Origin of the sequence: Bradyrhizobium centrosematis, assembly GCF_045571495.1 — a bacterium.
GTDB lineage: Bacteria > Pseudomonadota > Alphaproteobacteria > Rhizobiales > Xanthobacteraceae > Bradyrhizobium > Bradyrhizobium centrosematis.
Genome location: NZ_CP120703.1, coordinates 6,145,978 through 6,172,006, shown reverse-complemented (window position 1 = coordinate 6,172,006; position 26,029 = coordinate 6,145,978). Strand labels below are relative to the sequence as shown.

16 protein-coding genes and 1 pseudogene are annotated in these 26,029 nt (G+C 57.1%); 13 read left to right on the top strand and 4 right to left on the bottom strand.

Going from position 1 to position 26,029, the window contains the following annotated elements:
* Window positions 1–1,441: 1,441 nt before the first annotated feature.
* On the bottom strand, window positions 1,442–2,386 hold the full coding sequence (gene nodD1 / locus P6U31_RS29350) for a transcriptional regulator NodD1 (protein WP_407185217.1): 945 nt from the start codon (window positions 2,384–2,386) through the stop codon (window positions 1,442–1,444).
* Between the two features lie 825 nt (window positions 2,387–3,211).
* Between nodD1 and P6U31_RS29345 the strand changes: the two genes are divergently transcribed.
* The 12 genes from P6U31_RS29345 (at window position 3,212) to P6U31_RS29290 (ending at window position 17,366) form a co-directional block, all read left to right on the top strand.
* Window positions 3,212–3,844 (top strand): NodA family N-acyltransferase, encoded by a 633-nt coding sequence (locus tag P6U31_RS29345; RefSeq protein ID WP_407189973.1) that lies wholly within the window; start codon window positions 3,212–3,214, stop codon window positions 3,842–3,844.
* On the top strand, window positions 3,841–4,500 hold the full coding sequence (nodB, locus tag P6U31_RS29340) for a chitooligosaccharide deacetylase NodB (RefSeq protein ID WP_407185216.1): 660 nt from the start codon (window positions 3,841–3,843) through the stop codon (window positions 4,498–4,500). The genes P6U31_RS29345 and nodB overlap by 4 nt, the downstream gene beginning before the upstream one ends.
* Before the next feature lie 14 nt (window positions 4,501–4,514).
* Window positions 4,515–5,891: a chitooligosaccharide synthase NodC gene (gene nodC / locus P6U31_RS29335; RefSeq protein WP_407185215.1), complete on the top strand. Its 1,377-nt coding sequence runs from the start codon at window positions 4,515–4,517 to the stop codon at window positions 5,889–5,891.
* Between the two features lie 11 nt (window positions 5,892–5,902).
* Window positions 5,903–6,532: a nodulation methyltransferase NodS gene (gene nodS, locus P6U31_RS29330; protein WP_407185214.1), complete on the top strand. Its 630-nt coding sequence runs from the start codon at window positions 5,903–5,905 to the stop codon at window positions 6,530–6,532.
* Between the two features lie 13 nt (window positions 6,533–6,545).
* Window positions 6,546–8,255 (top strand): nodulation protein NodU, encoded by a 1,710-nt coding sequence (gene nodU / locus P6U31_RS29325; RefSeq protein WP_407185213.1) that lies wholly within the window; start codon window positions 6,546–6,548, stop codon window positions 8,253–8,255.
* A gap of 1 nt (window position 8,256) precedes the next feature.
* Entirely contained in the window at window positions 8,257–9,177 is a 921-nt protein-coding gene (gene nodI, locus P6U31_RS29320) for a nodulation factor ABC transporter ATP-binding protein NodI (RefSeq protein ID WP_407185212.1), read from the top strand.
* 185 nt (window positions 9,178–9,362) lie between these two features.
* Complete coding sequence (locus P6U31_RS29315; protein WP_407185211.1) at window positions 9,363–10,475, top strand: nodulation protein NodZ; 1,113 nt, start codon at window positions 9,363–9,365, stop codon at window positions 10,473–10,475.
* A gap of 654 nt (window positions 10,476–11,129) precedes the next feature.
* Window positions 11,130–11,981: an SDR family NAD(P)-dependent oxidoreductase gene (locus P6U31_RS29310; protein WP_407185210.1), complete on the top strand. Its 852-nt coding sequence runs from the start codon at window positions 11,130–11,132 to the stop codon at window positions 11,979–11,981.
* Between the two features lie 184 nt (window positions 11,982–12,165).
* Entirely contained in the window at window positions 12,166–13,971 is a 1,806-nt protein-coding gene (nifA, locus tag P6U31_RS29305) for a nif-specific transcriptional activator NifA (protein ID WP_407185209.1), read from the top strand.
* Window positions 13,972–14,301: 330 nt separating this feature from the next.
* Window positions 14,302–15,162, top strand: a complete 861-nt coding sequence (locus tag P6U31_RS29300; RefSeq protein ID WP_407185208.1) for an electron transfer flavoprotein subunit beta/FixA family protein — start codon at window positions 14,302–14,304, stop codon at window positions 15,160–15,162.
* Window positions 15,163–15,490: 328 nt separating this feature from the next.
* Complete coding sequence (locus P6U31_RS29295; protein WP_407185207.1) at window positions 15,491–16,279, top strand: hypothetical protein; 789 nt, start codon at window positions 15,491–15,493, stop codon at window positions 16,277–16,279.
* Between the two features lie 427 nt (window positions 16,280–16,706).
* Window positions 16,707–17,366 (top strand): 2OG-Fe(II) oxygenase, encoded by a 660-nt coding sequence (locus tag P6U31_RS29290; protein WP_407185206.1) that lies wholly within the window; start codon window positions 16,707–16,709, stop codon window positions 17,364–17,366.
* Between the two features lie 251 nt (window positions 17,367–17,617).
* Here the strand turns inward: P6U31_RS29290 and P6U31_RS29285 are convergent.
* The 3 genes and pseudogenes from P6U31_RS29285 to P6U31_RS29275 all read right to left on the bottom strand — a co-directional run bounded on the left by P6U31_RS29285 (window position 17,618) and on the right by P6U31_RS29275 (window position 20,824).
* A protein-coding gene (locus tag P6U31_RS29285; RefSeq protein ID WP_407185205.1) for an IS3 family transposase occupies window positions 17,618–18,803 on the bottom strand; the annotation gives its coding sequence in 2 pieces (ribosomal slippage) (window positions 17,618–18,551 and window positions 18,550–18,803; 1,188 coding nt in all).
* A 1,550-nt stretch (window positions 18,804–20,353) separates the two neighbouring features.
* Window positions 20,354–20,509: pseudogene (locus P6U31_RS29280) on the bottom strand (anthranilate phosphoribosyltransferase); the annotation flags it as partial.
* 75 nt (window positions 20,510–20,584) lie between these two features.
* The gene (locus P6U31_RS29275; RefSeq protein ID WP_407185204.1) at window positions 20,585–20,824 is read right to left on the bottom strand and encodes a hypothetical protein; all 240 of its coding nucleotides are present in this window, start codon (window positions 20,822–20,824) and stop codon (window positions 20,585–20,587) included.
* Between the two features lie 3,842 nt (window positions 20,825–24,666).
* Between P6U31_RS29275 and P6U31_RS29270 the strand changes: the two genes are divergently transcribed.
* Window positions 24,667–25,491, top strand: a complete 825-nt coding sequence (locus tag P6U31_RS29270; RefSeq protein WP_407185203.1) for a YopT-type cysteine protease domain-containing protein — start codon at window positions 24,667–24,669, stop codon at window positions 25,489–25,491.
* Window positions 25,492–26,029: the final 538 nt, after the last annotated feature.

The window sequence follows — 26,029 nt, the reverse complement described above, 5'->3', positions numbered from 1 at the left end:
TGGGGCCTTTGCCATGTACTTTGCTGAGGCGCCGCCATGCTCAAAATGAAAATAGGGGAGGCTCCAAGGAAGCGAATCGGATCCGACCATCCGGAGCAACTACTGACCTAGCGAGTTGACGAGGAGAGCTTTGTTCATGCCCACTCTTTCATGCCCACTCTTTGAGACAGGTGCGTCCCGCGTACCGGGTCTGTAGCGTAAGCGGCGGCTCGAGCGTAAATGCGTTGCTCCGCCGATGTCTCTAAAGGCTGTTCTGCAGTCTTCCGTTCGAAGAACCTGACGCGAATGTAGGGAAGCTTCGAGAATGTCGCGCGGCCTGTGCGCTGAGAGCGTCCCTCGCCCTGGCGGTGAGGGCAAACCACGCGAGGCGATCGTGTTAGGACCGGTATTGCGAATGTGATGTTTGGAGAGACGGAACGTTGTTCCGACGAAAGCGAGACCGACCACATGATATGTCCCGCTGCGTCCGCGCCGAAGCGCCAATGATAGGAGGAATCTTGCGCAGTTGCGACGTCGGAGGCCTCCTGAAAAGTCCCATCATTCACAGGCTTTCCAAGGACCTTGTTGTGAAGCGCGGGCCATTGCACCGCTTCAGTGAGGCTTGGGAGCGGATGCGGAGCCTCGACGATCTGAAGGGACATTGTTGCTTGGAAATGCCTGGCCAGCCCCGGAGGTATCAGCCCTACGCGGTTAGTACCAAGCAAGAGGGCGGCTGAAGGTCTGTCCGCGTATGTCGATGCGACGAGAGCGGCCTAGATTGATTGAGGATGATCGCTCGTTTGACGTCTGGGGCTGGCCTTGCTGCTTAACTACGACATGGCCCATCGACATACATTGATCGGATGAGCGTCGGCATTGTCGTTCCCTATTCGTGCCGCTGCTGATGCAGACGAGCCTCTCCGCCTTGGCTCGCTCGAATGGACGTCGACACATCCTGACATCGCGAAGGAATCCCGCGACGTGATTGCTACAATAGAGATCAGCAGGAAGCCGATCGGACCAGCGCCTCCAGCTGGACGGTCTCGCCAAGTCCGCCGTCCCACGCGGTCGGGCTCGCTGGTGGCAGATCATCCCGATTTCGGTGAGCGCGGTGAGCCTATCAAAGCGCCCCGTCGACGGCGCGCGGCATGCAGTACTAGTCAGGATCGTCAGGCTTCAACCTGACGCAATGTGCGATTCCAAGTGATTTCATTCGCCAAGCAAAACACATATTCTGAAGACATGTTGTTTGGCGATCGTGCTTGAAGAAATCAAAGTAGCGCAGGCGCATCAGGCCCAACGTGTGATCTCACCGCGCGGACCTGGGAATGCGTTGGCCAGTCGCCCGCAATTGCTGGTCTGTGGCTGTTTGTCCGCAATGGAACTTAAAGCAAGGAAAGGAACAGGGTGCAAAGAAAGGTCTACGTCGTGTTGGGTCGTTCAGGTCGCGCTTGTGGTAAGCCTAGCAGCGCCTGCGAGTTGGAAGCTTCTGCTCCTCAGATGTCATGTTGGACGCCTCTTCGAGGAATATCCGCCGCATCCAGATGCTCGCGGGATCAGTGTTGTGGAAGGAGGGCCACTGCAGCGCCTCTGTGAATGTGGGCAGGGGCAAAGGCGGCTCAATGATCCGCAGGGGCATCCGCCTTTCAAAGTGCCTGGCCAGTCGTAAGGGCATCGTGCCGATACGGCTCGTGTTTAGCACGATAGGTGGAATGAGGCTAAAGCCCTGCACGACGACCTCAATTCGCCTTCTGAGTCCGTGCTCAAGCAAAAACCATTCTTCAAGGTTCGGTCTCAGTGCCCGCCCGAATTTAGCAGTGACGTGCCCCATGGAGGTATATTTCTCGAACGTAAGCGGCCGGGTCAGCTGCTTGTTCGCGCGGCATCCCACGCATATGAGAGTTTCGTCGAACAGCGTCGCCTTCGGATGCGCGCTCGACATGAACAGTTCCGGCAGCATGAGAAAGTCGACCTCGCCTCGCCGCAGCAGGTCATCTGGTTCATCGGAAAATGGCAACAATTCGAAGCGCACGGCCGGAGCTTCTTGCGCCATGCGGTCGACAATTCTACGAAAGAAGACAATTGTCATAAAATCCGAGAGAATGACCCTGAAGCGCCGACTAGACTGAGCGGGGTCGAACGCGTCGCGCGATATGATCGAGAGTTGGATGTGCAGCAGGGCTTCGCGAACCGGGCCTGCAAGCGCCTCCGCACCAGGGGTCGGGACAAGTTCTCGACCTTTCATAGTAAAGAGGTCGTCGCGGAAATAGGTGCGCAGCCTTGCAATGGCAGCGCTCATGGCTGGCTGGCTCAAGTTAATTTTGCGAGCCGCCGCCGTTAGGTTGCGCTCTGTCATCAGAGCGTCGAGCGCAACCAGAAGATTTAGATCAAGGCCTTTGAACCGCATGTCGGGAGTCTATCCATCGTGTGGATGCGTTCTATCGAAACAATCGATTTTACCAAACTGCGGGAGATTAGATAGCAAACTGAAGTTTGGAAAAGTAACTAGGGCGAACCACGATGGGCGTTGGCCGTTCACTCTCGCTTCGAGCGAGGCTCGCATGTGGACGAGCGGACTGCTCTATGTATTTTAATGGCCGCTATGGGTATGCGCTGTCGCGTCCTATCGCCGCTAGGGCCACTCGCTCGAATGCCAAGCAAGTCCCAATAAACCTTGGTATGCGGATTTCATCCATTCCCATATTCGAGGTTTACTCGCGTACAATTGAGAGCGCGCTCAGCCTCATTCTAGTGTCGAGAAATGGCGGCAAGCGCAGCTTGCAAATGCCGCTAAATCAAGGGCCGATTTTGACCGGCCTGGTTGAGCAGCGTATGCGGGGCGTTCTGAAGATGTTTAAGAAGCAGTTTGATTCGACGTCGCTCAGATGCGCAATCGATGGGGCAGTCGCGCGCCTCGCTGGCTTGGGTCCAGGCGTGAATATGCCGGACAACGCTAAGATAGGAACAGCAAAAGCTGCCTGGTGCAGGTCCTGGCGGGTTCAACCGGCTCAAAACCGTCTAACGCGGTCGCCTCTCCGCAGATTGGCGAGATCATGAGTACGGACCGCCGGGCAGCTCCGTTGCGGGAAAAGAAAGTGCGGCGCGGCGCGAACGAGCGATGCAGCGCTCCGACCAAGCACAGCGGCGCATCGCTGCTCCTATCGCTGCCGGCGAGTGACGAGATCCTGTGACCATCTCCGAAATCAATTCCACTGGCGTAAGGAAGCTCGCCATGAACATTGCCATATCCCCGACTACGGAGGGTGCCTCGGCGCGCGCCCAGGTGCGCTGGAGCCTCCGATGGGAAAGCGAACTGGGGCTTGACGATCACGCAGAGCTTGCTGAGTTCTTCCGTAAAAGTTACGGGCCGACCGGTGCGTTCAACGCCGAGCCGTTTCAGGGAAGCCGAAGTTGGGCCGGCGCAAGACCCGAGGTGCGTCTCATTGGTTACGACTCGCAAGGGATAGCAGCTCACATCGGACTACTACGGCGCTACATCAAAGTTGGTGGCGCTGATCTCCTTGTGGGAGAACTGGGGTTATATGCGGTGCGTCCAGATCTCGAGGGGCTCGGAATTAGCCACGCCATGCGCGTGACGTATCCGATACTGCACGAGTTGGGCGTTCCTTTTGGCTTTGGTACGGTCCGGCCGGCACTCGAAAAACATATGAGGAGACTGTTCCAAAGGCAGGGGCTGGCCACCTTGCTGAACGGCATCCGAGTCCTTTCGACCCAGCCGGATGTCTATCCAAATTTGTCGCCGACGCGCATCGAAGACGTGATCGTGGTGGTGTTTCCGGTTGGTCGCTCGATAAGTGAATGGCCAGCCGGAACGCTCATTGATCGGAACGGGCCTGAGCTATGACAGGCCGTTCCTCAATATCTGTTGTCCGCTGCGACTACGCTGACATGAGCGGAAGTCGAGCTGTCTATTTGACGTTTGACGACGGGCCAAACCCACTTTGTACGCCTGCGGTGCTCGACGTCCTTGCGCAACATCGGGTGCCCGCGACATTTTTTGTCATTGGCTCGTATGCGATCGAGCATCCCGACCTCATCCGACGCGTCGTTGCTGAAGGACATGAGGTTGCGAACCATACGATGACGCATCCCGATCTATCCATGTGCGGTCCTGCGGAGCTCCACGATGAAGTGCTAACCGCGAGCGACGCGATTCGTCTGGTATGCCCGGAGGCCTCGCTCAGGCATATGCGAGCGCCTTACGGAATATGGACGCAAGAGGTGCTTGCAATGACAGCGAACGCCGGCCTGACGGCTCTGCACTGGTCGGTCGACCCTCGAGATTGGTCCCGCCCCGGGGTTGATGCAATTGTGAATATGGTCCTCGCGAACGTTCGTCCGGGCGCAATTGTGCTCCTGCATGACGGATATCCTCCCGCTGAGGAGCAGCTGGGCATTGATACAACGCTGCGCGATCAGACAACGATGGCACTGGCGTTTCTCATTCCGGCACTACAACGGCGCGGGTTTGCAATCCGTCCACTTCCTCAACTCCACTGAAAAATCGATACCCAATGGACCTGCTTGCGACAACCAGTGCTGCCGCCGTTTCATCATATGCGCTCCTCTCGACTATCTATAAGAGCTTACAAGCGTTATATGCCCGGCCGGCAATGAGCTCACATCGACAGGACGAGCAGGGAGCAGCCGAGGCGCTTCTTCCCACCGTTGATGTCATCGTGCCGTGCTTCAATGAGGATCCAAACATCCTCGCTGGATGCCTACATTCGCTTGCCAGTCAAGATTACGCTGGAAAGATGCGGGTCTATGTGGTCGATGATGGGTCTGCAAACCGCGATGTTGTCGCGCCTGTGCACGAGTTATATGCGGACGATCCAAGATTCAGCATCATCTTGCTTGCAAGCAATGTTGGAAAGCGCAAAGCGCAAATCGCCGCAATACGTAGCTCATCCGGTGATCTCGTTCTCAATGTCGATTCCGATACGATACTTGCTGCTGACGTCGTCACAAAGCTCGTATTGAAGATGCGTGGTCCGGACATTGGGGCGGCGATGGGCCAGTTGGTGGCTAGTAATCGCAAGCAGACCTGGCTGACCAGGCTGATCGATATGGAATATTGGCTCGCGTGCAACGAGGAACGTGCGGCACAGGCTCGCTTCGGTGCCGTCATGTGCTGCTGCGGCCCGTGCGCCATGTATCGGCGTTCCGCACTCAACTTGCTTCTTGATCAATATGAGGCACAATTCTTTCGGGGAAAGCCGAGCGACTTCGGTGAGGATCGGCATCTAACAATACTTATGCTGAAGGCGGGGTTTCGAACCGAATATGTGCCGGACGCGATCGCATCCACGGTCGTCCCGCCGAGTCTTGGGCCTTATCTACGGCAGCAACTCCGCTGGGCGCGCAGTACCTTCAGGGACACGTTTCTAGCGTTGCGTCTGCTGCCAGAGCTCGATGGTTATTTGACGCTAGATGTCGTCGGGCAAAATCTTGGCCCAATACTCCTCGCCATTTCATCCCTTGCGGCGCTCGCACAGCTCGTGATCGGCGGCTCGATACCCTGGTGGACGGGATTGACGATTGCAGCAATGACTATGGTCCGGTGCAGTGTGGCAGCGCTGCGTGCTGGCGAATGGCGGTTTATCGGCTTCTCGCTTCACACGCCGATCAACATTCTTCTCCTACTTCCGTTGAAAGCGTATGCGCTCTGCACATTGAGCAATAGCGATTGGTTATCGCGCAAAGTAACCAACGTGCCGTTAGAAGATGAGGTACTGCGTGTGCTCCCGCCGTCGAATGATGCACTTGATGCAGCTCATGCGGGCGTGAGTCCTGCTCCGCTTCATAAGGCAGCGTCCCCGGATCGTCCATTGAGCCTCGTGGCGTCGGAGAACGCTTCCGGTCGCGATCATTCGACGGTCTTCGAATAAGTGGTCCGCTCATGAGTTTGGACGCAAACCATCGGCTATTAGAGAAAGAGTTGGCCGCCGACGACCCATGGAGCCTTGACAACAGCTCGTTCGAGCAAGCGCGATACGCAGAAATGGTTCGGATGTTGCGTTGCACCGGAGGCACTTCGTCCGCCCTCGAGGTGGGATGTGCTGCCGGAGCATTCACTGAGATGCTGGCGCCGCTCTGCGTACGGCTTACCGTGTTGGATGTCATGCCGCAGGCAATCGAGCGAGCGCGACTGCGGACAAGTAAATGGTCGCATCTGACTTGGGTGACCTGCGGCATCGAGCAGTTTTCGACGACTGAGCGGTTCGATTTAATCGTGGTTGCCGAGGTTCTGTATTATCTAAAAGACGTGGTCGAGATGCAGGCCGCTATCCGCAACATGGTGAGGCTGCTCTCGCCGGGCGGCACTCTGATTTTCGGGTCCGCGCGTGACGAATTATGTCAACGGTGGGGGCATGCCGCTGGCGCTGAAACGGTGATTGCTCTCTTCAAGGAAAGCCTGACAGAGGTCGACCGTCAGAACTGCCGAAGCGGATCTGCCAATGAAGACTGCGTGATTGTCCGGTTTCAGAAGCCGGACGGATCGTCAGAACAATCCAACGTCGGTCATTAGGCCAGGAGGGCGTATGCGCATCTGTGGAATTAAGTTGACACATGACGGGGCAATTGCGGTCATCGAGGACGGTCGGCTTCTCTTTTGCATGGAGCAAGAAAAGCGCGGCAACAGCCCACGATATCAGTCCGTCGACAATCTCGATGCAGTGGTGCTCGCCTTGGCGGAGCATGGGCTGGATCCGCGTGATATCGATCAGTTCGTCATTGACGGCTGGGACGGCGAGAACGAATCGCAGTTCCGGGTCCTAAGCGGAGCGGCGCCGGTCGTCCTGAAAGGGGCACCCTATGTCGAGCGTCATGCGGAGGGCCTCCTTAATTCCGTCGACGGCTTTGGGCTCATGCTAGCGGGCACAGATTTTCCGTACAAGAGCTACCCGCATGTCACGGGTCATGTCGCCTCAGCATATAGCACCAGTTCCTTCGCGGTCGCGGGACAGCCCGCGTTCTGTCTGGTGTGGGATGGCTGTATCTTTCCCCGTCTTTACCACGTCGAGCCGGGCGGGGCTCGGCTTATCGCCACGTTGTTTCCGATGATTGGCCATGCTTATGCTGCCGCGGGTCTGCACTTCGGACCGTATCGGCAGCCGAACCGCTCCAATTGGGATCTCGGTATCGCCGGCAAGCTTATGGCTTACATTGCGCTTGGCTCAGTCGACGAAAGCATCGTCGAGGTGTTTCAGGATCTTTATGAAACGCGCCTAGCTGGAGACACGGAGCAGGCTCGCCGCTACCGAGAAGATATCAACAATGCGGAATCGTCCCTTGCGGCGGTACACGAGTTCTTCGAGGCAAGCGCGTTGCGCCTGACGGCGAAGAGAGCGGAGGATATCCTCGCGTCATTTCATGTGTTTCTGGAACGTCTTCTTGTTAAAGAAATCTCGCTCCTTCTGCTGAGATATTCCTCGCTCCCGGGAGCGCGAAATCTATGCGTCGCCGGAGGTTGCGGTCTCAATATCAAATGGAACAGCGCCCTTCGCGCAACAGGACTCTTCGATGAGGTCTGGGTGCCGCCATTTCCGAATGACAGCGGCTCGGCAATCGGCGCCGCGTGCGGCGCTATGGCCGCGCAAGATGGCTTCGGTCCGCTGGAATGGTCAGTTTACAGTGGGCCGGCCCTGCAGGAGAGCGAAATTCCACCGGATTGGGAAGCTGCACCCTGCAGCCTGCGTGAACTTGCGTCAATCCTTGCAGACAACAAGCCCGTTATCTTTCTTTCCGGCTGTGCCGAGCTTGGGCCGCGAGCACTGGGCGGCAGAAGCATCGTCGCAGCCCCGACGTGCGCGCAAATGAAAGATCATCTCAACGACATCAAACGGCGCGAGCACTTCCGACCGGTTGCCCCGATTTGTCTGGAAGATCGGGCACCGGAGATCTTTAGCCCGGGCACGCCCGATCCCTATATGCTATTTGATCACCAGACCCGGGCGAACTGGCGCGATAAGGTCCCCGCGGTGGTCCATCTTGACGGCTCGGCGCGGTTACAGACGATCTCGCGCAATTCTCCTCACAAAATAGCCGCGCTTCTTGTCGAGTTTGAGCAACTCACAGGCATTCCACTGCTCTGCAATACGAGCGCAAACCTCCACGGACGGGGCTTTTTTCCGGACGCTGCCGCGGCGTGCACATGGGGCCGAGTCGATCATGTTTGGTGCGAGGGCATGCTCTGGAGCAAAACGGTCGTCCAGAAGCCATCGTCCACGGAACGACTTCTGCCAGCCTAAGATGAGCATGTCCACTGTGGCGATCGACCTTGCCGGCGTAAAAAAGTCATTTGGCGACAAGCTGATCGTTAATGACCTGTCGTTCTCGGTCGCGCGCGGTGAGTGCTTCGGACTACTTGGGCCAAACGGAGCCGGCAAGAGTACGATCGTACGCATGCTGCTCGGCATGATTGCGCCCGACGCTGGCATCATTGAAGTCCTTGATGAGCCCGTGCCTTCGCGCGCTCGTGCGGCGCGTATGCGCGTGGGCGTAGTGCCGCAGTTCGACAACCTTGAATCCGAATTCACGGTCAGAGAGAATTTGCTGGTGTTCGGCCGCTATTTCGGCATGAGCGCTCGCAAGGTCGCGGCGGTTGCGCCCTCGCTGCTCGAGTTTGCGCGGCTTGAAGCCAAAGCAGACGTGCGCGTCTCCGAGCTGTCTGGCGGCATGAAGCGGCGGCTAACGCTGGCGCGTGCCCTGGTTAACGATCCACATGTGCTCATTATGGATGAGCCGACGACCGGTCTAGATCCGCATGCACGCCACCTGATCTGGGAACGTCTGCGGGTGCTGCTTGCGCGCGGCAAGACAATCCTCCTGACGACCCACTTCATGGAAGAAGCCGAGCGGCTGTGCGACCGGCTATGCGTGCTTGAAAGTGGTTGCAAAATTGCCGAAGGCAAGCCAGACGCTTTGATCGACGAGCATATCGGTTGCAACGTGATGGAGATCTATGGTGGTGACGTCCATCGGCTCCGTGAGTTAATTAGGCCCTATGCGAAGCACATCGAAGTCAGCGGTGAGACGTTGTTTTGCTACACGCGCTATCCGGAACAAGTCCGCCTGCATCTGCGGGGACGAACGGATCTTCGCGTTCTGCAGCGTCCGCCGAACCTGGAAGACGTGTTTTTGCGGTTGACCGGGCGTGAGATTGAGAAATAAGCGATGGCTGATACTTATGCGTCCGGCATGCCGGCTAAGCGGAGATGCCCAGGCTTGGCAGGTGGCAGCACAAACCACGGAACCCAGGTCAGGCCGGAATCCGGCTGAAATCGGACGCACGCCGCAACGAGCAAGAAGCCACGCTAAGCATTTAGAGCACGCAAGGCATCAGGGATAGCGCCGCTATGAAGTTCTACCGACGGAGCTCATCGGTACCGCGATCACAGAGCCTGACCTCGAGTGAGAAGACGGACGGCAGGTCGATATCGACGTCTGTTGTCGAACAGGGCTCGCAGGAAAAGGAAATCCGGATGGTTAGCAGTTCGATGAATGAACGGTTCGTCGTGTCCCGGCGTCGCACGGGCTTTGGCGATTGTCTCTGGTCTCTGGCTGCGGCCTGGCGGTTCGCAAAGCAGACTGGGCGTACGCTGGCTATTGATTGGCGAGGGTCCTGTTATCTTGATGAGCCGTTCACGAACGCGTTTCCAATCTTCTTCGAACCGGTTGCGGACATCGCCGGCGTATCCATCATTTGCGACGACGACCTCAATCGTCGGTCGTTTCCCGCGCCATTCTTTCCGGCATGGTGGAATAAGTCGTCGATCGATTGCATCTATCGACCAGACCAGCAGATCTTTCAAGAGCGCGACGAACTTGATCAACTCTTCCAAAGCAACGCAGATTGTGACGCCGCTACGGTTGTTTGTGATGCCTGTCTGATGTGGCGTTGCGATCAGGAGGCGGAGCGAGAGATCTTTCGGAGTATCAAACCGCGATCCGAAATTCAGGCGCGAATAGACGCTATCTACCGCGAATACTTCGAGCCCTACAGCGTAATTGGTGTCCATGTTCGTCATGGCAATGGCGAAGATATCATGGGGCATGCTCCTTACTGGGCGGACACGGAGCGCGCCTTGCGGCAGGTCTGCAATGCCATCCATAGGGCGAAGGCTTTGCCGCACGCAAAACCAGTGAGAGCATTCCTATGCACGGACAGTGCGCTTGTGCTTGAACAGGTTTCAAAGATATTTCCTGACGTTGTTGCGATTCCAAAGCAGTTCCAGGCGCCACTGGCCGGCCCATTACACAATGCAGCGCTCGGGGTCGAGGGGGGCTTTTCTGCTCTGACTGAGATGTATCTCCTGGCGCGCTGCAACACAGTGATCCGGTTCCCCCCAACAAGCGCCTTCACGCGCTATGCCCGTCTCTTGGCTCCACGCGTGATAGAATTCGATTTGAGCAGTCCGAGCGAGTTGATCCTGATTGAAGAAGATCCACATGAGCTCGTGGCGTCATAAAGCTTGCGTCTCCTTTTATTGACTTAGCTTCTGCTCGTTGCATTTAGAAGTACTGGGAGTTCTTCGACGTATGGCAATCTTATGCCAAACGTGATGCAGGTGCCGCGGGAAACCAACGGGAAAAAAGCAATTGTTGTCGCCCCCGTTCGCCGAGAGGCAATTTCGACAATAGCGCTCATGGCTGCGGCGAACCGCAAATCCGACCGAACCGTCGAGCGGACGGCAACACATGCGATCTCCGGTGCCGACGAGAAGTCGGCTCGCGGGGCGAGCGCGTGCGAAAGGAAGAATCGATTGCGAGAAATCTAACGTGCCTGGTTAGTACGTCAGCTTTCGAATGGCGGCGAAGAACTCTGGTCCGTTATCTCGCGCGATGTTGACTTTGATCAGAAAGATCGGACAAGCTAGGTCATCCGATTGCGCAATCACGAAAGCGAGTGCGGGTCGCTGGCTTGTCACCAAGTCGACCAGTGTGCCCGCAAGCTGACATGGTGAACTAAGCGTCATTGTCGCAAAGCGTACCCAGTGCTGTCTTGAAGCAGCCAAGTATTCGATGTGCGCGACATTAGGACGCGAAGGGCAGGCGATTTATGTTCACCGCGGTGGCGTAATTCCTGCTACGCGTTCGTCGAAGTAACAGTGGAGGAGGCGGCTGTGAGTCTCGATCTGCCAAATGAAAGTCCGATCAGAGACCTGCTGCCCCAAGCCCATCTGGCCTGTAAATTTCAGGGCGATCGAGCTCGTGCCGATCAAGCTCCTGCTGATGGCACTGTCCAGAAGACCATGTTGCTCACCGGTGCGTCGCGTGGAATTGGGCATGCCACCGCAAAGCTGTTCTCAGATGCGGGATGGCGCGTCATTTCTTGCGCGCGCCAACCTTTTGATGGCGAGCGGTGCCCATGGGAGACGGGGAATGACGATCATCTCCAAATCGACCTGAGCGATCATCGAGTTCTTCCACGCGCGATTACCGAAATCAGAGAACGCTTGGACGGTGCGCCTCTGCATGCGCTGGTGAACAACGCGGGCGTCTCGCCGAAAACCCCGTCGGGTGATCGAATGACGTCATTGATCACGTCAACTGAAACCTGGATGAGAGTGTTTCATCTTAATCTGGTCGCTCCCATACTGCTGGCCCAAGGGTTGTTTGACGAGTTAAGAGCCGCGTCAGGATCGATCGTGAACGTAACGTCAATCGCGGGCTCGCGGGTGCACCCGTTCGCCGGCAGCGCTTATGCGACCTCGAAAGCTGCCCTTGCGAGCCTCACGCGCGAGCTTGCTCATAATTACGCGCCGTATGGTATCCGCGTGAATGCGATCGCTCCCGGCGAAATCAGGACCGGCATGCTGTCCCCTGACACGGAAACACGGCTCGTGCCGAGTATCCCGCTGCGGAGAGTGGGGACGCCGGATGAGGTTGCAAAGGTCATCTTCTTTCTTTGTTCAGATGCGGCAAGTTATGTCACAGGGGCTGAGGTTCCGATCAATGGTGGGCAGCACCTGTGAAGCGGCCGCGCTGGCGATGCAGCTGTCGTGAGCCGCAAACTCACGCATGGTCTCCGCTGACAGCGCGTTTGCAAATCCGCAAAAACTGAAACGACGGCACACACCAGAAGTTTATCGTCGTGCCATTAAAAATGTCACGGTTCAATGTGATCTTGTCGACACTTGGCGCTAGATCGAGAGTGACATGAGTAACTTAGCTCGCCGATCCGAACATGAATCCATGGAGGACACTCAAGACAACGGAGACCGGCCCGTGCTGCATATCCCTGCCTCAAGCGAAAGACCCGTTTCGGGGCCAGAGCCGGAGCTTAAGGCTTCAGGCGTGCTCGCGCACGAGAGCGCGCTGACCGGCCTTTTTGAGATATCGAAAATACTCAACGGTACTTGTAGACTCGAGGTCGCGTTGGCCAAGGTGGTCAACTCGCTGCAATCGTTTTTACAGTTGCGGAACGGCATCATCTCGCTGTTTGGCGATGAAGGGCTAGAAATTTGGATAGGCGCCGGTTGGAGCGAGGGCGACGAAGGCTATCGGGCTTGCCTGCCGCGGAATGCGGTCGACCAGATCGTAGCGACAGATAGACCTCTTATTGTCGAGAACTTGGCTGCCGCGCCGACCTTCAGTGCTGCCGACCGGGAGAGTCTTGGCGCGTCAGATGATACGCCCGTATCGTTCATCGGGGTTCCGATTCACAGCGGTCCAAGGGTCGTCGGGGCGCTAACGATAGATCGGGACCGAAACGATAGCTCAAGCGATCGGCTCGAGTACGACGCCGGTCTGCTCGCGATGGTCGCCAATCTGGTAGGGCAAGCAGTAAAGTCACATCCCCTGCTCGCCCGGGATCGCGAGGCGCCGGGGGTGGCGAACGAGGGGGAGAAGCCGAAGGGTAACCCTGGGTTACCCAGTCGCGAGCGTAAGAAGGGCCACGCACACGGGATCATTGGCGAAAGTGCCGCGCTGAGTAGGCTGCTCGAGAAGATCGCGGTTGTGGCCAAATCGAACAGCACGGTTCTGCTGCGTGGCGAATCCGGTACCGGCAAGGAGCTCGTCGCCAAGGCCATTCACGAGTCGTCAGCTCGCGTTAAGCGACCGTTCGTTAAATTGAATTGTGCGGCGCTTCCTGAGACGGTCCTGGAATCTGAATTATTTGGACATGAGAAGGGTGCATTCACCGGTGCGGTCACTTCGCGCAAGGGACGTTTTGAGCTGGCCGATAAAGGGACCCTATTTCTTGACGAGATCGGCGAGATCTCGGCGCCGTTTCAAGCGAAACTGCTGCGTGTTCTGCAAGAACAAGAGTTCGAGCGCGTCGGGAGCAATCATACGATTAAAGTCGATGTTCGAGTCATAGCTGCGACCAACAAAAATTTGGAAGAGTCCGTGGCAAGGAGCGAGTTCCGTGCGGACCTCTACTATCGAATCAACGTGGTTCCTTTGTTGTTGCCGCCGCTGCGGGAACGACGCAGCGATATTCCGTTGCTCGCCAGGGAGTTCCTCAGAAAGTTCAACAACGAGAACGGCCGTACGCTCACCCTCGAGGCAAGTGCGATTGAAGTCCTGATGAATTGCAGGTTTCCGGGAAATGTCCGCGAACTCGAAAATTGCATCGAGCGAACTGCGACACTTTGTGCCGGATCATCGATCGTGGCAAGTGACTTTGCGTGCCGCCACGGAGAGTGTCTGTCCAGGATGCTTTGGCAAGATACATCGAGTGACAGGACGGACCAAGCCGCGTCTATTCAGCCGATGCCGAAGTCCGTAATTCCGCTGGACCACGGCTTTCCGCCGCAAACCGTAAGTGAACTTGCCTCGTTAGCGCCAGCCGGCACGGCTCTCGTGGGTGGGGCGAGGATGGCTGATCGCGAGCGGGTCATTGCGGCGATGGAGAAGTCTGGCTGGGTGCAGGCGAAGGCAGCGCGCCTGCTTGGACTAACCCCGCGACAAATTGGCTATGCGCTGCGGAAATACGGGATCGAAATAAAGCGGTTCTGAACCATAACGGCCGACAGCGCATGCCGCGTATCATGAAGGTAACGGGTTGGCCCAGGCGACGTCGTTGCGTGGGCGACGAACCAGCGGGGCTGTAGCAATGGCTGCAGTCATCGGAGTTCGGCGGCCTGTTTCTGGGTGTCTCCCCTGGTGAGCTGTACGAAACATGCTGTCGGAGCCCTGACTTTTGTCAGCATTCGTCCGTCTTGAAATTCGGTCTAGAGTAGCGCACCTCCGGTAAACCGTCGTGTTTGCGTGCCGATTGCAAAGGGTCGGTGATGGTACAACACTTGCTGCTCCCCCTCGCAGCCGCACTGCTTTGGGAGCAAAACCGTGCACAATGTCGTCTGCATCAAACAGGTGCCGGACTCGGCCCAAATCCGTGTCCATCCAGTAACCAACACTATCATGCGTCAGGGGGTCCCGACCATCATCAACCCTTATGACCTCTTCGCACTCGAGGCAGCGCTGGAGCTACGCGACCGGTTCGGCGGCGAAATAACCGTGCTCACCATGGGGCCCCCATCGGCAGAGGATTCTTTAAGAAAGGCGCTGACTTTTGGTGCTGATCGCGCTGTTCTTCTCACCGATCGCTGCTTTGCTGGCTCCGACACGCTGGCCACTACGTATGCACTTGCAACCGCCATCCGGAAGATCGGCAAGGAATATGGCCCGACAAGCCTTATCTTCACGGGAAAGCAGACGATCGACGGCGATACTGCGCAGGTTGGGCCCGGCATCGCAAAGCGATTGGACGTGGTACAGTTGACTTATGTTGCCAAGATCAAATCCTTGGACCTCGCCGCTCAAGTCATTGAGGCCGAACGACGCGCCGAGGGCGGTGTGCAAATATTGCATACCAAATTGCCATGCCTCATCACCATGCTTGAGGCGACGAATCAAATTCGGCGCGGCAGGATGACCGACGCCTTGCGTGCCGCGCGTGCCAAAATCGCAAAATGGAGCGCGCAAGATGCGGGTGTCGAAGACATCTCTAAATGCGGGCTCAAGGGCTCGCCGACGGTCGTCAAGCGTGTGTTCGCTCCACCCGCGCGGGGTGAAAGGGCGGCGCTGGTTGAGGCTACGGAGCAGCCGGCACAGGCGCTGATAGACGCTATCTTCACGCGTCAACCAAAGCTCAAGACCGAACTTGCTACACTTGCGAGCGATGCTCGGTCGGGTACCCCCCAGTGACGGGAGATGAAGACGTTGCAAAGGATGCGTCAAGCCACGCATGTGTCGAGTGCAGCGCGCAATATGCAACCACGAATTTCGACCTATGTCCCGTAGACGACGCTACGGCCACGTTCGCCGGATCGCCTATTCAACGCGCATCGTCGATGCGCATCACGACCGACTACACCGCCATCTGGCATCGCCAAGGTCTCCATGAAAAGAATGGCCTGCAAGTGAACGCGTTCATACGCGGCGTTTGAAGGCCAATGAGCCCAGGCCGGTTAGGAGTTCGTCCGGACGACGTGGCTTCATTAAGGATCGTTCGCTTCTCATCTGCAGGAGTCAAATGACTGCTCAAGCATCTCGATTCGTACCGGATCAGCCTCCCAAGATATCCTGTGGGTATTTGACCGAGCGCGTGCGAGCTGCCTTCGGCCCACACCCGTTCACCGCGCAGATGTCGGAGGATCAGGTCGCCGGCCTTCTGCCTGAATATCTGGCGATGTCGCAGGCATTTCCGTACCTGCTGGCGGGGGCGCAAAGGGAACTCGTATTCCATGCGATGGAGCGCAATCAAGATATTGCGAGGGATATTGAACTGACCAGCGTGGTCGCGAATTTCATCTGTTGGAATGCGACCGGCTGCCATGGAGGAATACTGAGGGGCGGCAAGGCGGCGCTACCGGATATTCTGTTGATAGAAAACATTTACTCCAATCTCTTGCGAAAGGATGCCTTTCAGCTCCTCCGCAAGGAAATACGGCCTAACTATACTGCCAGGACCAAGCAGTACTTGCATTCTCTCTATGCCGGGCTGTCCTCGGACAACTCTCTGGTTCGCTGCGCCTACATGATCGCTTTTGAGCTCCATGCCGCGGACATGACCAAGTCGCTTTGCGCTAGCCTGGTTAATACTTTCAAAGCGCGGCCGGACGATCATGAATACTTTAACGGCCATGATGGTGGAAGGGATCCTGCGGAAAAGTACCACGGAGAAATGACCGGTCGCCTGATTGGTGAACTGGTGCAACTTAACCGTGGTGATCGATTTTTGGATGGATTCGATCGAGCCTATCGACTTAGCTTCCAGTGGTGCAGCGGTCTTATCGGGACCTTCCTCGCGCACGAGTCATGATCGCTCGGAGATCCTGCATCATGGCCGCTGCCATTGTGGCTCTATCAAGGTCCGCGTAAGTGCGCCGCAAGAGCTCACGGCGATGCGATGGTTCAATCTGCCAAATGGCTGGATCTATCCGCGTGCTCATAAATGGCAATAAGCTCCGCGTCGAACGCGACGAAGAGGTCCTCATCGCGTACCCGTTCAATAAGACCATCGCCCGCCACACGTTCTGTCGCGTTCGTGGCGTGAAACCGTCCTACAGGCCGAGGTCGAGCCCCTCCGGGGTCAGCATAAATGTCCGATGTCTGGACGGAAAGACGATCGAACGGATGAGAATAACTGAGCTGGACGGCGAGCGTTGGGAGCAAGCATTCGCGTCGATGCACCAGGACCTCAATACATGCTTTGAAGATCAAGGGAGTTAGCCCGGGTGGCGCGCGCAATGACTGATAAATCCCGTCTGCTTTCAGAGGAAGTTCTGACAAAGTACCGTATAGAGCTGTTAGTAAAGGGGACGGTCGTGATCGCCCCGCAGATATTATTCACCCAGGAAGACTTGACTAAGATCGATCGGCTTCAAGCGGAAATTCCGGAAGAAGACGTGCGCGAGGGAGATGCCGGAGACGTGCACAGTGTCTTTGTCAAGCGCGTTCGTTTGGACCCGCCCGGCCTTGCGCCTCGCAACGCAAGCGGTACAGCTTCAGGGCAGATCATGGAGCTGCTGGAAAGAAGCGACCGCAGCTTCGCGCTGACAAGGATATTCGGCGCATCGTCAAATTACGCGGTTCGTCGATGCCAGATGCATCGCCTGCCGCCGGGGTCGTTCGTCGGGATCCATTTGGATGCGGAGAGTGATCCAGATTTCGAGTATGCAGTCATTCTGCAGCTAGCGAGAGACTTCGAGGGCGGCGAGTTTGTGGTGTATCCAAAGGCCTATGAGCAGCACGTATTCCGTCCTCCATTTGGCGCGGTGCTTGTCACGACATGCAAAGTCCGGCATGAAGTAAAGCCAGTCTCAAGCGGAGAGCGCCGCTCCCTCGTATACTTCTGTTCCAAACGCACTGGCGCAAACCGCCGGATCGTTCCAGGGGCCTCCGCTTAGCTATGACCTTCCGTGACATTGTTCTGTGAGAGCGTGGCGAGCAAGCTCTTTCAGCCTGTGGTGAGAGGTCTCCTCCTGACGTCTGTGACAATCATGCCGGGACACTATGGCTAGCAATGTTCTATAAACGGACCCCCACGCCTCACGCGATGGGCCTCAATAATCGGTCCTCCAGATCGTGAGCGCCGAGCCTGTTAGGTGCAATCATGACACACTCGACGGTGCCGGCCTCTTGACCTGCCACTGAATTTTCATCCAGCGGCGGTTAGAGTCTCGGAGTTTTGTACGCCAAGTGGCGCGGGTGGAGCAACGGACGATCGGCGGAGCTGGTCGGGGTTGCGCAGCCGATCGTCCGTTGCGGTGAGGTGGGCGGCGTAGGCCGCGGGGGTCAGGTATTTCAGCGACGAGTGGGGACGTTGGTGATTGTAGTCGGCGATCCAATTGGTGATCTTGGTGCGGGCGTCGTCGAGATCGAAGAACAGAGTCTCGTTGAGTAGCTCGTCGCGCATCCGGCCGTTGAAGCTCTCGACGAAGCCATTCTGCATGGGCTTTCCCGGTGCGATGAAGTGCCAATCGATGGCTGCGTCCTTGCACCAAGCCAGCATGGCGTTGCAGGTGAACTCGGTGCCATGGTCGGACACGATCATTCCTGGCTTGCGGCGTCGCTCGACGATTGCCGTGAGTTCGCGGGCCACGCGCCGCCCCGAGATCGACGTGTCCGGAATAGCGCCCAGGCATTCCTTGGTGACGTCGTCGACGATGTTGAGGATGCGGAAGCGTCGGCCATTGGCGAACTGGTCGTGGACGTAGTCCAGCGACCAGCGAGCATTGGGCTTGGGCTCGACCAGGATCGGGGCCCGGGTCCCGACGGCCTTGCGGCGAGCCCGCCGCTTGCGGACGGTGAGCCCTTCCTCGCGATAAAGCCGGTAGATCCGGTTGATCCCCGATGGCTCGTCCTCCCGCCGCAGCAGGACGAACAGGCGGCGATAGCCGAAACGCCGCCGCTCGTTGGCGAGATCGCGCAATCGGCCACGCAGAACTGCGTCCGGTGGGCGGCTGGAGCGATAGCGGATCATCTTCCGATCCGCACCCACGATCGAGCAGGCCCGCCGTTCCGACAGGCTCATGACGGCCTGCAGATGCGCGACAGCAGCGCGCTTGGCGGCGGGCCCTACCATTTTTTGAAAGGAGCTCGCGAAGTGCGGCTGCATCGAGCATCTGCTCGGCCAGAAGCTTCTTCAGCTTCCCGTTCTCCTCCTCCAGGGCCCTCAACCGCTTCGCCTCGGAAACGTCCATGCCGCCGAATTTGGCCTTCCAATTGTAGATCGTCGCCTCGGAGATCCCGTGCTTGCGAGCCAGATCGGCCGTCTTCGCCCCGGCCTCATGCTCCTTCAGCACCGCAATAATCTGCTCTTCCGTGAACCGTGCTCGCTTCATCTGTCCGTCCTTCTTCGGGTCGGACTCTAACTCCTTATGGAGGAAATACTCAGTGGCAGGTCACTCTGGCCGCAAGTGGAATCACTCCCTCTTGCGTGTGCGGTCGGATAGAAATCTGTCCTTGGCGAAACGATCAAGCGCCGCTTGGAAGGATGATGATCGCAAATTTCTGACGGACAAAATAACGGTGCGACCGGAGTGGTCCAAGCCTAGTAGCCCGACCGCAAAGCCGATGATGCAGCGGCAGTGACCTTCGATATAATCAATTGGCTGACCCTATTGAAGCCACCGATGTCCTTCAATTATTCTCCTCCGGCACGCGAAGGATCGTTTTGAGATGCCGCGCTAGCGAGGTGGAGGCGCACGCGCCGATCAATCCTCGAAATGCTAGGCAGCTGGCAATCCACCCCACATCGCGACCGAAGCGGCCCGCAACGCTGGGGAAAGCAATTCGAATGTCGCGGGTTCGGCGAACTGATGGTGCGCGGTGCTGCGCGATGGGGCTTGCTCAGCTCAAAATATGCAACACCAGACATGGCTTTCGGACAAATGTCTACATCGACCATTTATAGCTTTGGTTCTTTGGCTGAGCAGTTCCGGACAGACATATGTTTGGATCCGAAGCGACAAACGCACCGAAGCGAGATGCGAACGCTAGCGCTGCATGGAAATCGTTGTCTAGCCCTCCCAGCTGATGGGCTGGAAGAAGGGATCGCGTGTGGCGATCGGTGGGTGGGTCTAGCCGACTGAGCCATTCGAAGTCCTTCCGCAATGCGGCAACCTGAATAGCCTACGCGCAACCACTATGACAGAATGAAGCCCCCTTTTTTGCGGCTCGTCATGTCGTGAGGCTCAAGCCGGGCTAAACGGACGCCAGGAGGGCCGCAAGCGTTCAGGGCCGCCAGAGGAAGTGCAGCTTCGCCGGTTAAGACCGTTGTTCGGTGAGCTGGCGAGTCTCCTACAGGGCGTCCGACGCAACTCGGTCGCTGACTTTCGACCAAAAGGTCGAGCCGCTCGAGGGGCGTATGCCAGCATGACGATCGACGATCGCTATGAGAGAGGCAAGCAGCCCGAGCTATGCGATCAGAAGCACGGCTGAGGATCGAGCAGATCCCCAGCCTGGAGACAGAGTTGGTCGCATGTGCGCAAAGCGAGACGTTGGCCTGCCGGGGGCTCGGCGGTATAACTGGCATCGCGGAGCTAACTGGCTCTCATGAGGACGCGCCGTTTTGCCTCCAGAAGATGCCCATCCAGGGTCTCGTGCAGTACACGACGTAGCTCTGGCGTAATGGATCTATCTGTATCAATCAATTCCCGAAACTTTCGAATGATGTGTTCGATCGTCGCGATGGTTCCATGTGCTTCCATCTTCTTCCAGGGCATACTCGGTTGTCTCCTTTGGCGGCTCGGGCGCTCTGTCGAGTGCCCGCACTTCAGCAATCGGGCCCAGCAGCGTTCCATCGGGTAAGACTTGGTTATCGGGCTGCGCCCCCGGGTGATATTGTTGTGCGCAGGGCAGACAAAAGCTGCGCTTCTGGATAACTTGGCTGTCAAGTGTTCGAAACAGCGAGCGTGCGAGTGTAGGTGAGCGGCTGCACCGCCGCGCGGTCAGTCGCTTCTCGTCCGAGTGCCACGCCATCCCGCAGGTTCGACGCTCGCCCGGCCACCACCAGTACCGCAGCCGCGTTCGAAAGTGCAGCATCGCGAGAGCGCCAAGTCCGGCTTCGATCAACGAAGCGCTCGTCGAGGCGTTGAGCGAACACATGGAGGTATCGCTCGTGTCAAGGATTTCTATCGCGGCACATCGTGCTTCCACCTTCGGCAAATATTGCGAATTGCGGATGCGGCGCCGTTGACTTCTTCAACCCTCTGCCGCGAACCTTCATTGCAATGAATATGCCCTCCATTTGCGAGGGAGTTGCGTATCCCGACATCTTGCGGTCGAACGCTGACTTAGCCTTCTCACAGGTCAGAGTAGCGCCAGCGACAACTCTGGCGATGAGCGATTTGATCGGTTCCATCGAACTTTACGCGTTCCTTTGATCAATTCGGCCCCGACTGCCAACCAAGAATATTGGAAGCCGAGTGCCGCGATGCAGCTGGCGGCTTATCCCTCACGCGCAATCCGACCTGATCTTCGATGCTGCTGACGGAGATAGGGCCGGATCGGCGCGACGCTACAACCTGACGCTACGTGAGGGGCAAGGTCTCTGCGTTCAATGGTGCTTTGATCGGATATCGCACCTAGCGTAGTCGCTGTAGTTGCCAATGTCAGAACAGCTGCTTTGTCTCACCCGTGTTCGAAGATGTTCGAACCGCCTCACAAGAACCGGCCTTCCTGCGCCATTTCGGGGCTGTTGAGCGGGGGGGTCTCAGGCACTCAATCGCCTGAGGAAAGGCAAGGCAGAGTTGAATCAACCTGCACCGTGCGACTTATAGGAGCATAGCGGTCCCGTGGGGGCTTCATGAGTGGTGAGCTGTGCGGCAGAACCCAGCGTTCTGTGAGCCAAGTCGGCGAATAGTGGTCGGGGCTCGAGCTAACGTTAGATCTTCACTTCGATTCACTACTCCTGTTGCCGCTGTGCTGCCCGGAGATCACGGAGCGACATTTTTGACGGAGACTGTCTTGCTTTGATTTCAGACACGCAGTGATAGCTGTTCGATCGGGTATGAGACTACTACAAAGTCGGAACACGTCCTCCATGCAAGCGTCTTTTTCTTCAGCAGTTGGTTGGCGATCAGCTGCGTGGACCGGTGCAAGCATAATAGCCGTCATTGCAATAATAAGCGCGGTGGTGCAGCACTGGAGCTTGAGCCGTGAACGCAAGCGAGGTCGTTGGATCTGAATCATAGCTTCCTTTCGGAGGTGGTCGTGCGTCTTGGTTGCGCTAAGCGCCTTCAGCGGCAGAGCGACCGTCCTAGGCGAGATGTCTGAGGCATTCACAAGCCCGGGCCCAGTCGGGATCGTTCTACGGTTAGTAGCAATCCCGACTTGTCTAAGACTCTACAATCTCACGTTACGTGCGGTTCAAGTCCCTTAATGTATTGATGCTTGGAAGCGGCCTGACGCTCTGGATGATAAGCGTCGCCTTCGATGTGTACTCAGCCGCTGCTGATTGACATTCGTGACGTCGGGCTGACCGATTGCGATAGCGGGGGCAATGAGCCTCGTCCCTACGGGATGATACGGAGCATCAGTGTCGCAATTCCTTGATCTACGAATTGCATGCTCTTCGCATGAATCCGAAGAGCATATTATCTCAACCCGATCATTGGCGAGGCCGCGCGCTAGCAACGCGGAAGAAAGCGGAGGCGCTCATTGATGGGAAAGCCAAGGATCGGCTGCTCAAGATCGCTGTGGAATACGACAAATTGGCGCAGCGGGCACTGATGTGGCAAATGCGCAGCAATGAAGACGATAGGTGGCCTGAGCAAGAACTATAGCGCTCTGCGAGGTCTCGAGAACCTAAAGGGGCTGATCTTGTGCGATCCGAGGCTGGGCGTACATCGCACAGCAAGCGCCCAAGGCGCTGCGCGGGTCATAAGGTGATGTGGCCGACCTCAAATGCCGCGCGCGGGTACGAGCAGAGCAGACGCCTGTCCAATAGATCTTTCAAGTTACCGTAGCCGCGAGGTTCTGGAAACCGAACACTCAAAGCAATGGAATGGACAGCGTGGAGCGCGCTGATGTCGGCTTGTGACTGCGGCGTCGTTCGATGTGGTTGTAGCCGCTTGCTGCTGTGCGCGAGACGATCTCAGAGGAGCGCTGCGACGACCCAATAGATGCCGGCCCAGAGTAGCGCATTCAAGAGCAATGCAGCCAAAAGACCCCAGTTCCACCTCTTCTGCGGCCGCTGGGAGCGACGTTCAGCTCCGACATGCGTGGTCGTTCGGAGCTTGGGTGCGCGCCAGTGTGCCATTTCATCTCGCTGCGCGTCGACCAAGCCAACAATGCCAAGCTTTGCATGCCTCCTATCGGCCATAAGTGTGCATTCCTCTTTCATAGCGGAGTATCAGAACCGACTCTCTGGCGCGGCCCATCAATCGGCTGATTGATTGCTCGTACATCCTGGGTAGAGCGAGGTCGCATTCGCGAGCACAGCAAGTGACATGCCACGGCCAGAACCGCGGTTAGCGCTCTGAATGAGGCAGATTGTCCATATAGAGCGGGTTCGCGATGTCGGACTTGCGACACGCGTGTCGGTAACAGTACCGGCGAGGAGGGTGAGCGGGGCGCGAACAACATACCGTAGATAACGCGTTCGGACCTAGATAGTGGTTGCTTGACATCGGGTGATAGTCGCCACTGCGCGGGATGATCTACTAACCGTTGTTTCTGACCGCTAGCTTACGACGAGAAAGTTGGTGATCCCGCGGATGGCATTGGTTCGGAGAACCGATTGGCCAGACGTCTGCGTCGACGTCCCAGACAATGTGGTTGCTACTGAGTCCAATTGTTCTTCACACAAATGGCGCAATAGGACTGTTCAGCCTTGGCTGGAAGTCGCGAAAGGCCAGTTCATATCTTGAGAAGCAGTAATGCGGCTCGAGCGAACTGTTATCACTGCTGGTGTTGCGATCGTGAGATCAGGAATTCTTAGGCCAGAGGAGAGACATGCCACGATCAGGGCGAATTCACTGGACATGAGGTGACGCTAACAACCGCTGATTTCGCGCAAGGCGATGTCTCTGCCGGCGGTCAGCAGTCAACACAACCGGCATTGGCTCAAATGACTTCGCCTTGTAGAGGTCAAATGCCGGGCCACATTAACGGCGGAAGATGAAATGACCGCGCGAGCGCGGAACACGCGTATCGTGCGCCGCACCTGCACAGGCGTCCCCCTAAGGGCCCGGTTTGAGCCTGCGGGATTAGTAGGAGGAGAGTAGTGGTGATAGACATGTACGGCTTTTGGGGATGGTATCCTTTAGCGTGGCTGTGGAACGCTGGGCCGAGAGCCGAGCCGCTTGACTTGTTGCGAGACAACGTCATCTACGTAGACTTCAGGGCCATCCGAGAGGCAAAGGAGAGGACGTGCGCGCGCGGATGATAGATAAGCTGGAGGCCGGTCGTGTGAGGCACGGCCGCTTCGCTACTGCTCCAGGGTCAGGACCTTGCGGTCTTTTCTTTGTGCAAGGGCCTTGCGGGTGTGAACTCAAGATAAGTGCGTTTGTCCGGCCCGGCTGGGAACACGTCGCTGTTTCAACCCCACGGCGTTGTCCGAACTGGGACGAGATGTGCTTTGTCAAAGACCTGCTTTGGGACGAAGAAGAGTGCGTTATGCAACTGCATCCGCCACATTCGCAATATGTGAATAACAGCCGATATTGCCTCCACTTGTGGAAACCTACCTATCGGGACATTCCGATGCCGTCCCCAAGCTATGTAGGCGTCGTTGGACTAAGTCCCGCCGACGCGGCATCGTTATTCGCGCGAATGAGCGCTACAGCATGATGGGAGCTAAAGGAAAGACCGCGCGGGTGCAGTAGCATCGGTTCGGTGCCGATGAGCAAGTGAGACAATCCGGTCCTAAGTACCGGCGCCTGTCGCAATGAGCACAGGCCCAGGCTGAATAGATGACGAGGCCAGCTTGACTAAGGCCGGCGCCATGTCATCTGCACCAAGCTGCACCACGATTCACAAGTTTGATGTGCCTTCGCCGCGAAGCAATTGTTATCTATCGGCTTGTCAGCCCGCGCGTTAGTCCGGCGCGCGGGCAGAGGTGTCGACACGGGACGTCAGCATCTCTCAATCGATCTGGTGGTCAGCTGGCCGTCAGTTTGCAGCATTATCTTTTGGAAGCGGGGGTGCAAGCCGCGCGCTCTCGTTCTGAGAAAAATTGCGCTGAAGAGGCAGGCAAACTGTATGTACAACAAAGTTATTAGCCAGTATGCCCGCCCAAATGCAGCTCACGAGCCAAGTAGCACTGTGGACGGTAGCGAATTCGCGCAAACGCTCGCCGATCTAGCTCGACGGGAGAGCTCGCCATCTTCGGCATTGCTCGATAGAATGGGACTCTGCTGCAGCAAGCCAGATAGCCCAAGCACTCATAGTCGAGCCACTTCGCCTCAGAGCATATCTTCACTATCCTCCGGTTCGGATCTATTGGCCCCAACGACCCCTATTCGACCTCTGTTCGAATACAGGACTGCTGAATTGCCCGAGGCCAATGTCAGCGGAATTTGCGTTGGGTTGGCAGCAGAGTGGCTCCTCAATCTCCCAAGTAGTCCCTCATCCCGCATGAATGCTCTGCGTCCGGGTACTGAAAATCATCGCTCCGCGGCAATGCGACAGCAGCGTTATGAAGAGCTCAAGACACAGCTGACGAGCGAGAGTAGGGGGGGCATTAACGTTCAGGCGAAGAGTTTGATGCTGCGCGAAGCCGGTCTAGACCCCTCCAGCGCGGAGACGCGATATCGGTTTGACACATCTTCGCGCCTTGCTCCGATTATTAGCGAAGTCGTTAGCGATCCCTCCGTCTATTTGGTGAGTTTGCGTTTCGCCGCAGGTGGCGCTCACACAATCGCGACGTCGACGTCGAATGGAGTGACGACTCTCTTTGATCCCAACTATGGGGAATTTACTGTTCGATCAGAACAGATGAATGCGCTGTTTAAAAGCTTGGCCGACCGATACAGTAGCCTGAATGGACATGATATATCCACGGTTGTCACACAGAGAGTGACTTGAGGATCCACAAAGTTTCGACGGATTTTGCCGAATACCCGCGCGGAGCCTCATCGGTCCATGCGAAATGCGTCGCCTCATTGGGTTCGCCGCCCCGTTTGTTCGGATATCGTGCTCCCCACAGAAGCTCTCTCGAAGTTGTAAACAGAAGAGTAAATGTTCAGCGATCCGGTTTGGCTGATCGCTCAGGCTCCCGAGCCCGGGCTGTTGCGCATTAAGGCGCCTCGACGGCCAGCGCTTGCACTCAGGCAGAATATTCTCTCGGGGGAATTCTCCACACTTGATCGATCGCAATCAGAACGCGGTCGGTAACCAACGCGTCCACAGAGTCGGCAGAACCTGTAGGCCATTTTCATCCGGGTCATTGCCTGTCGTTTCCATACTGATTCGCCATCAAATAGCTGCTGCTAGTGACATTCGCATGCCTTCGCACAAACCCAGGCTTTGATTGCCGCGAGCTATGAAGTTATCTGCACCTTTCCTCTCGTTGCTGTTTCTGGTGCCCGGCATTGGTGTGGAGCGGGAGACCATAATGGCCTGG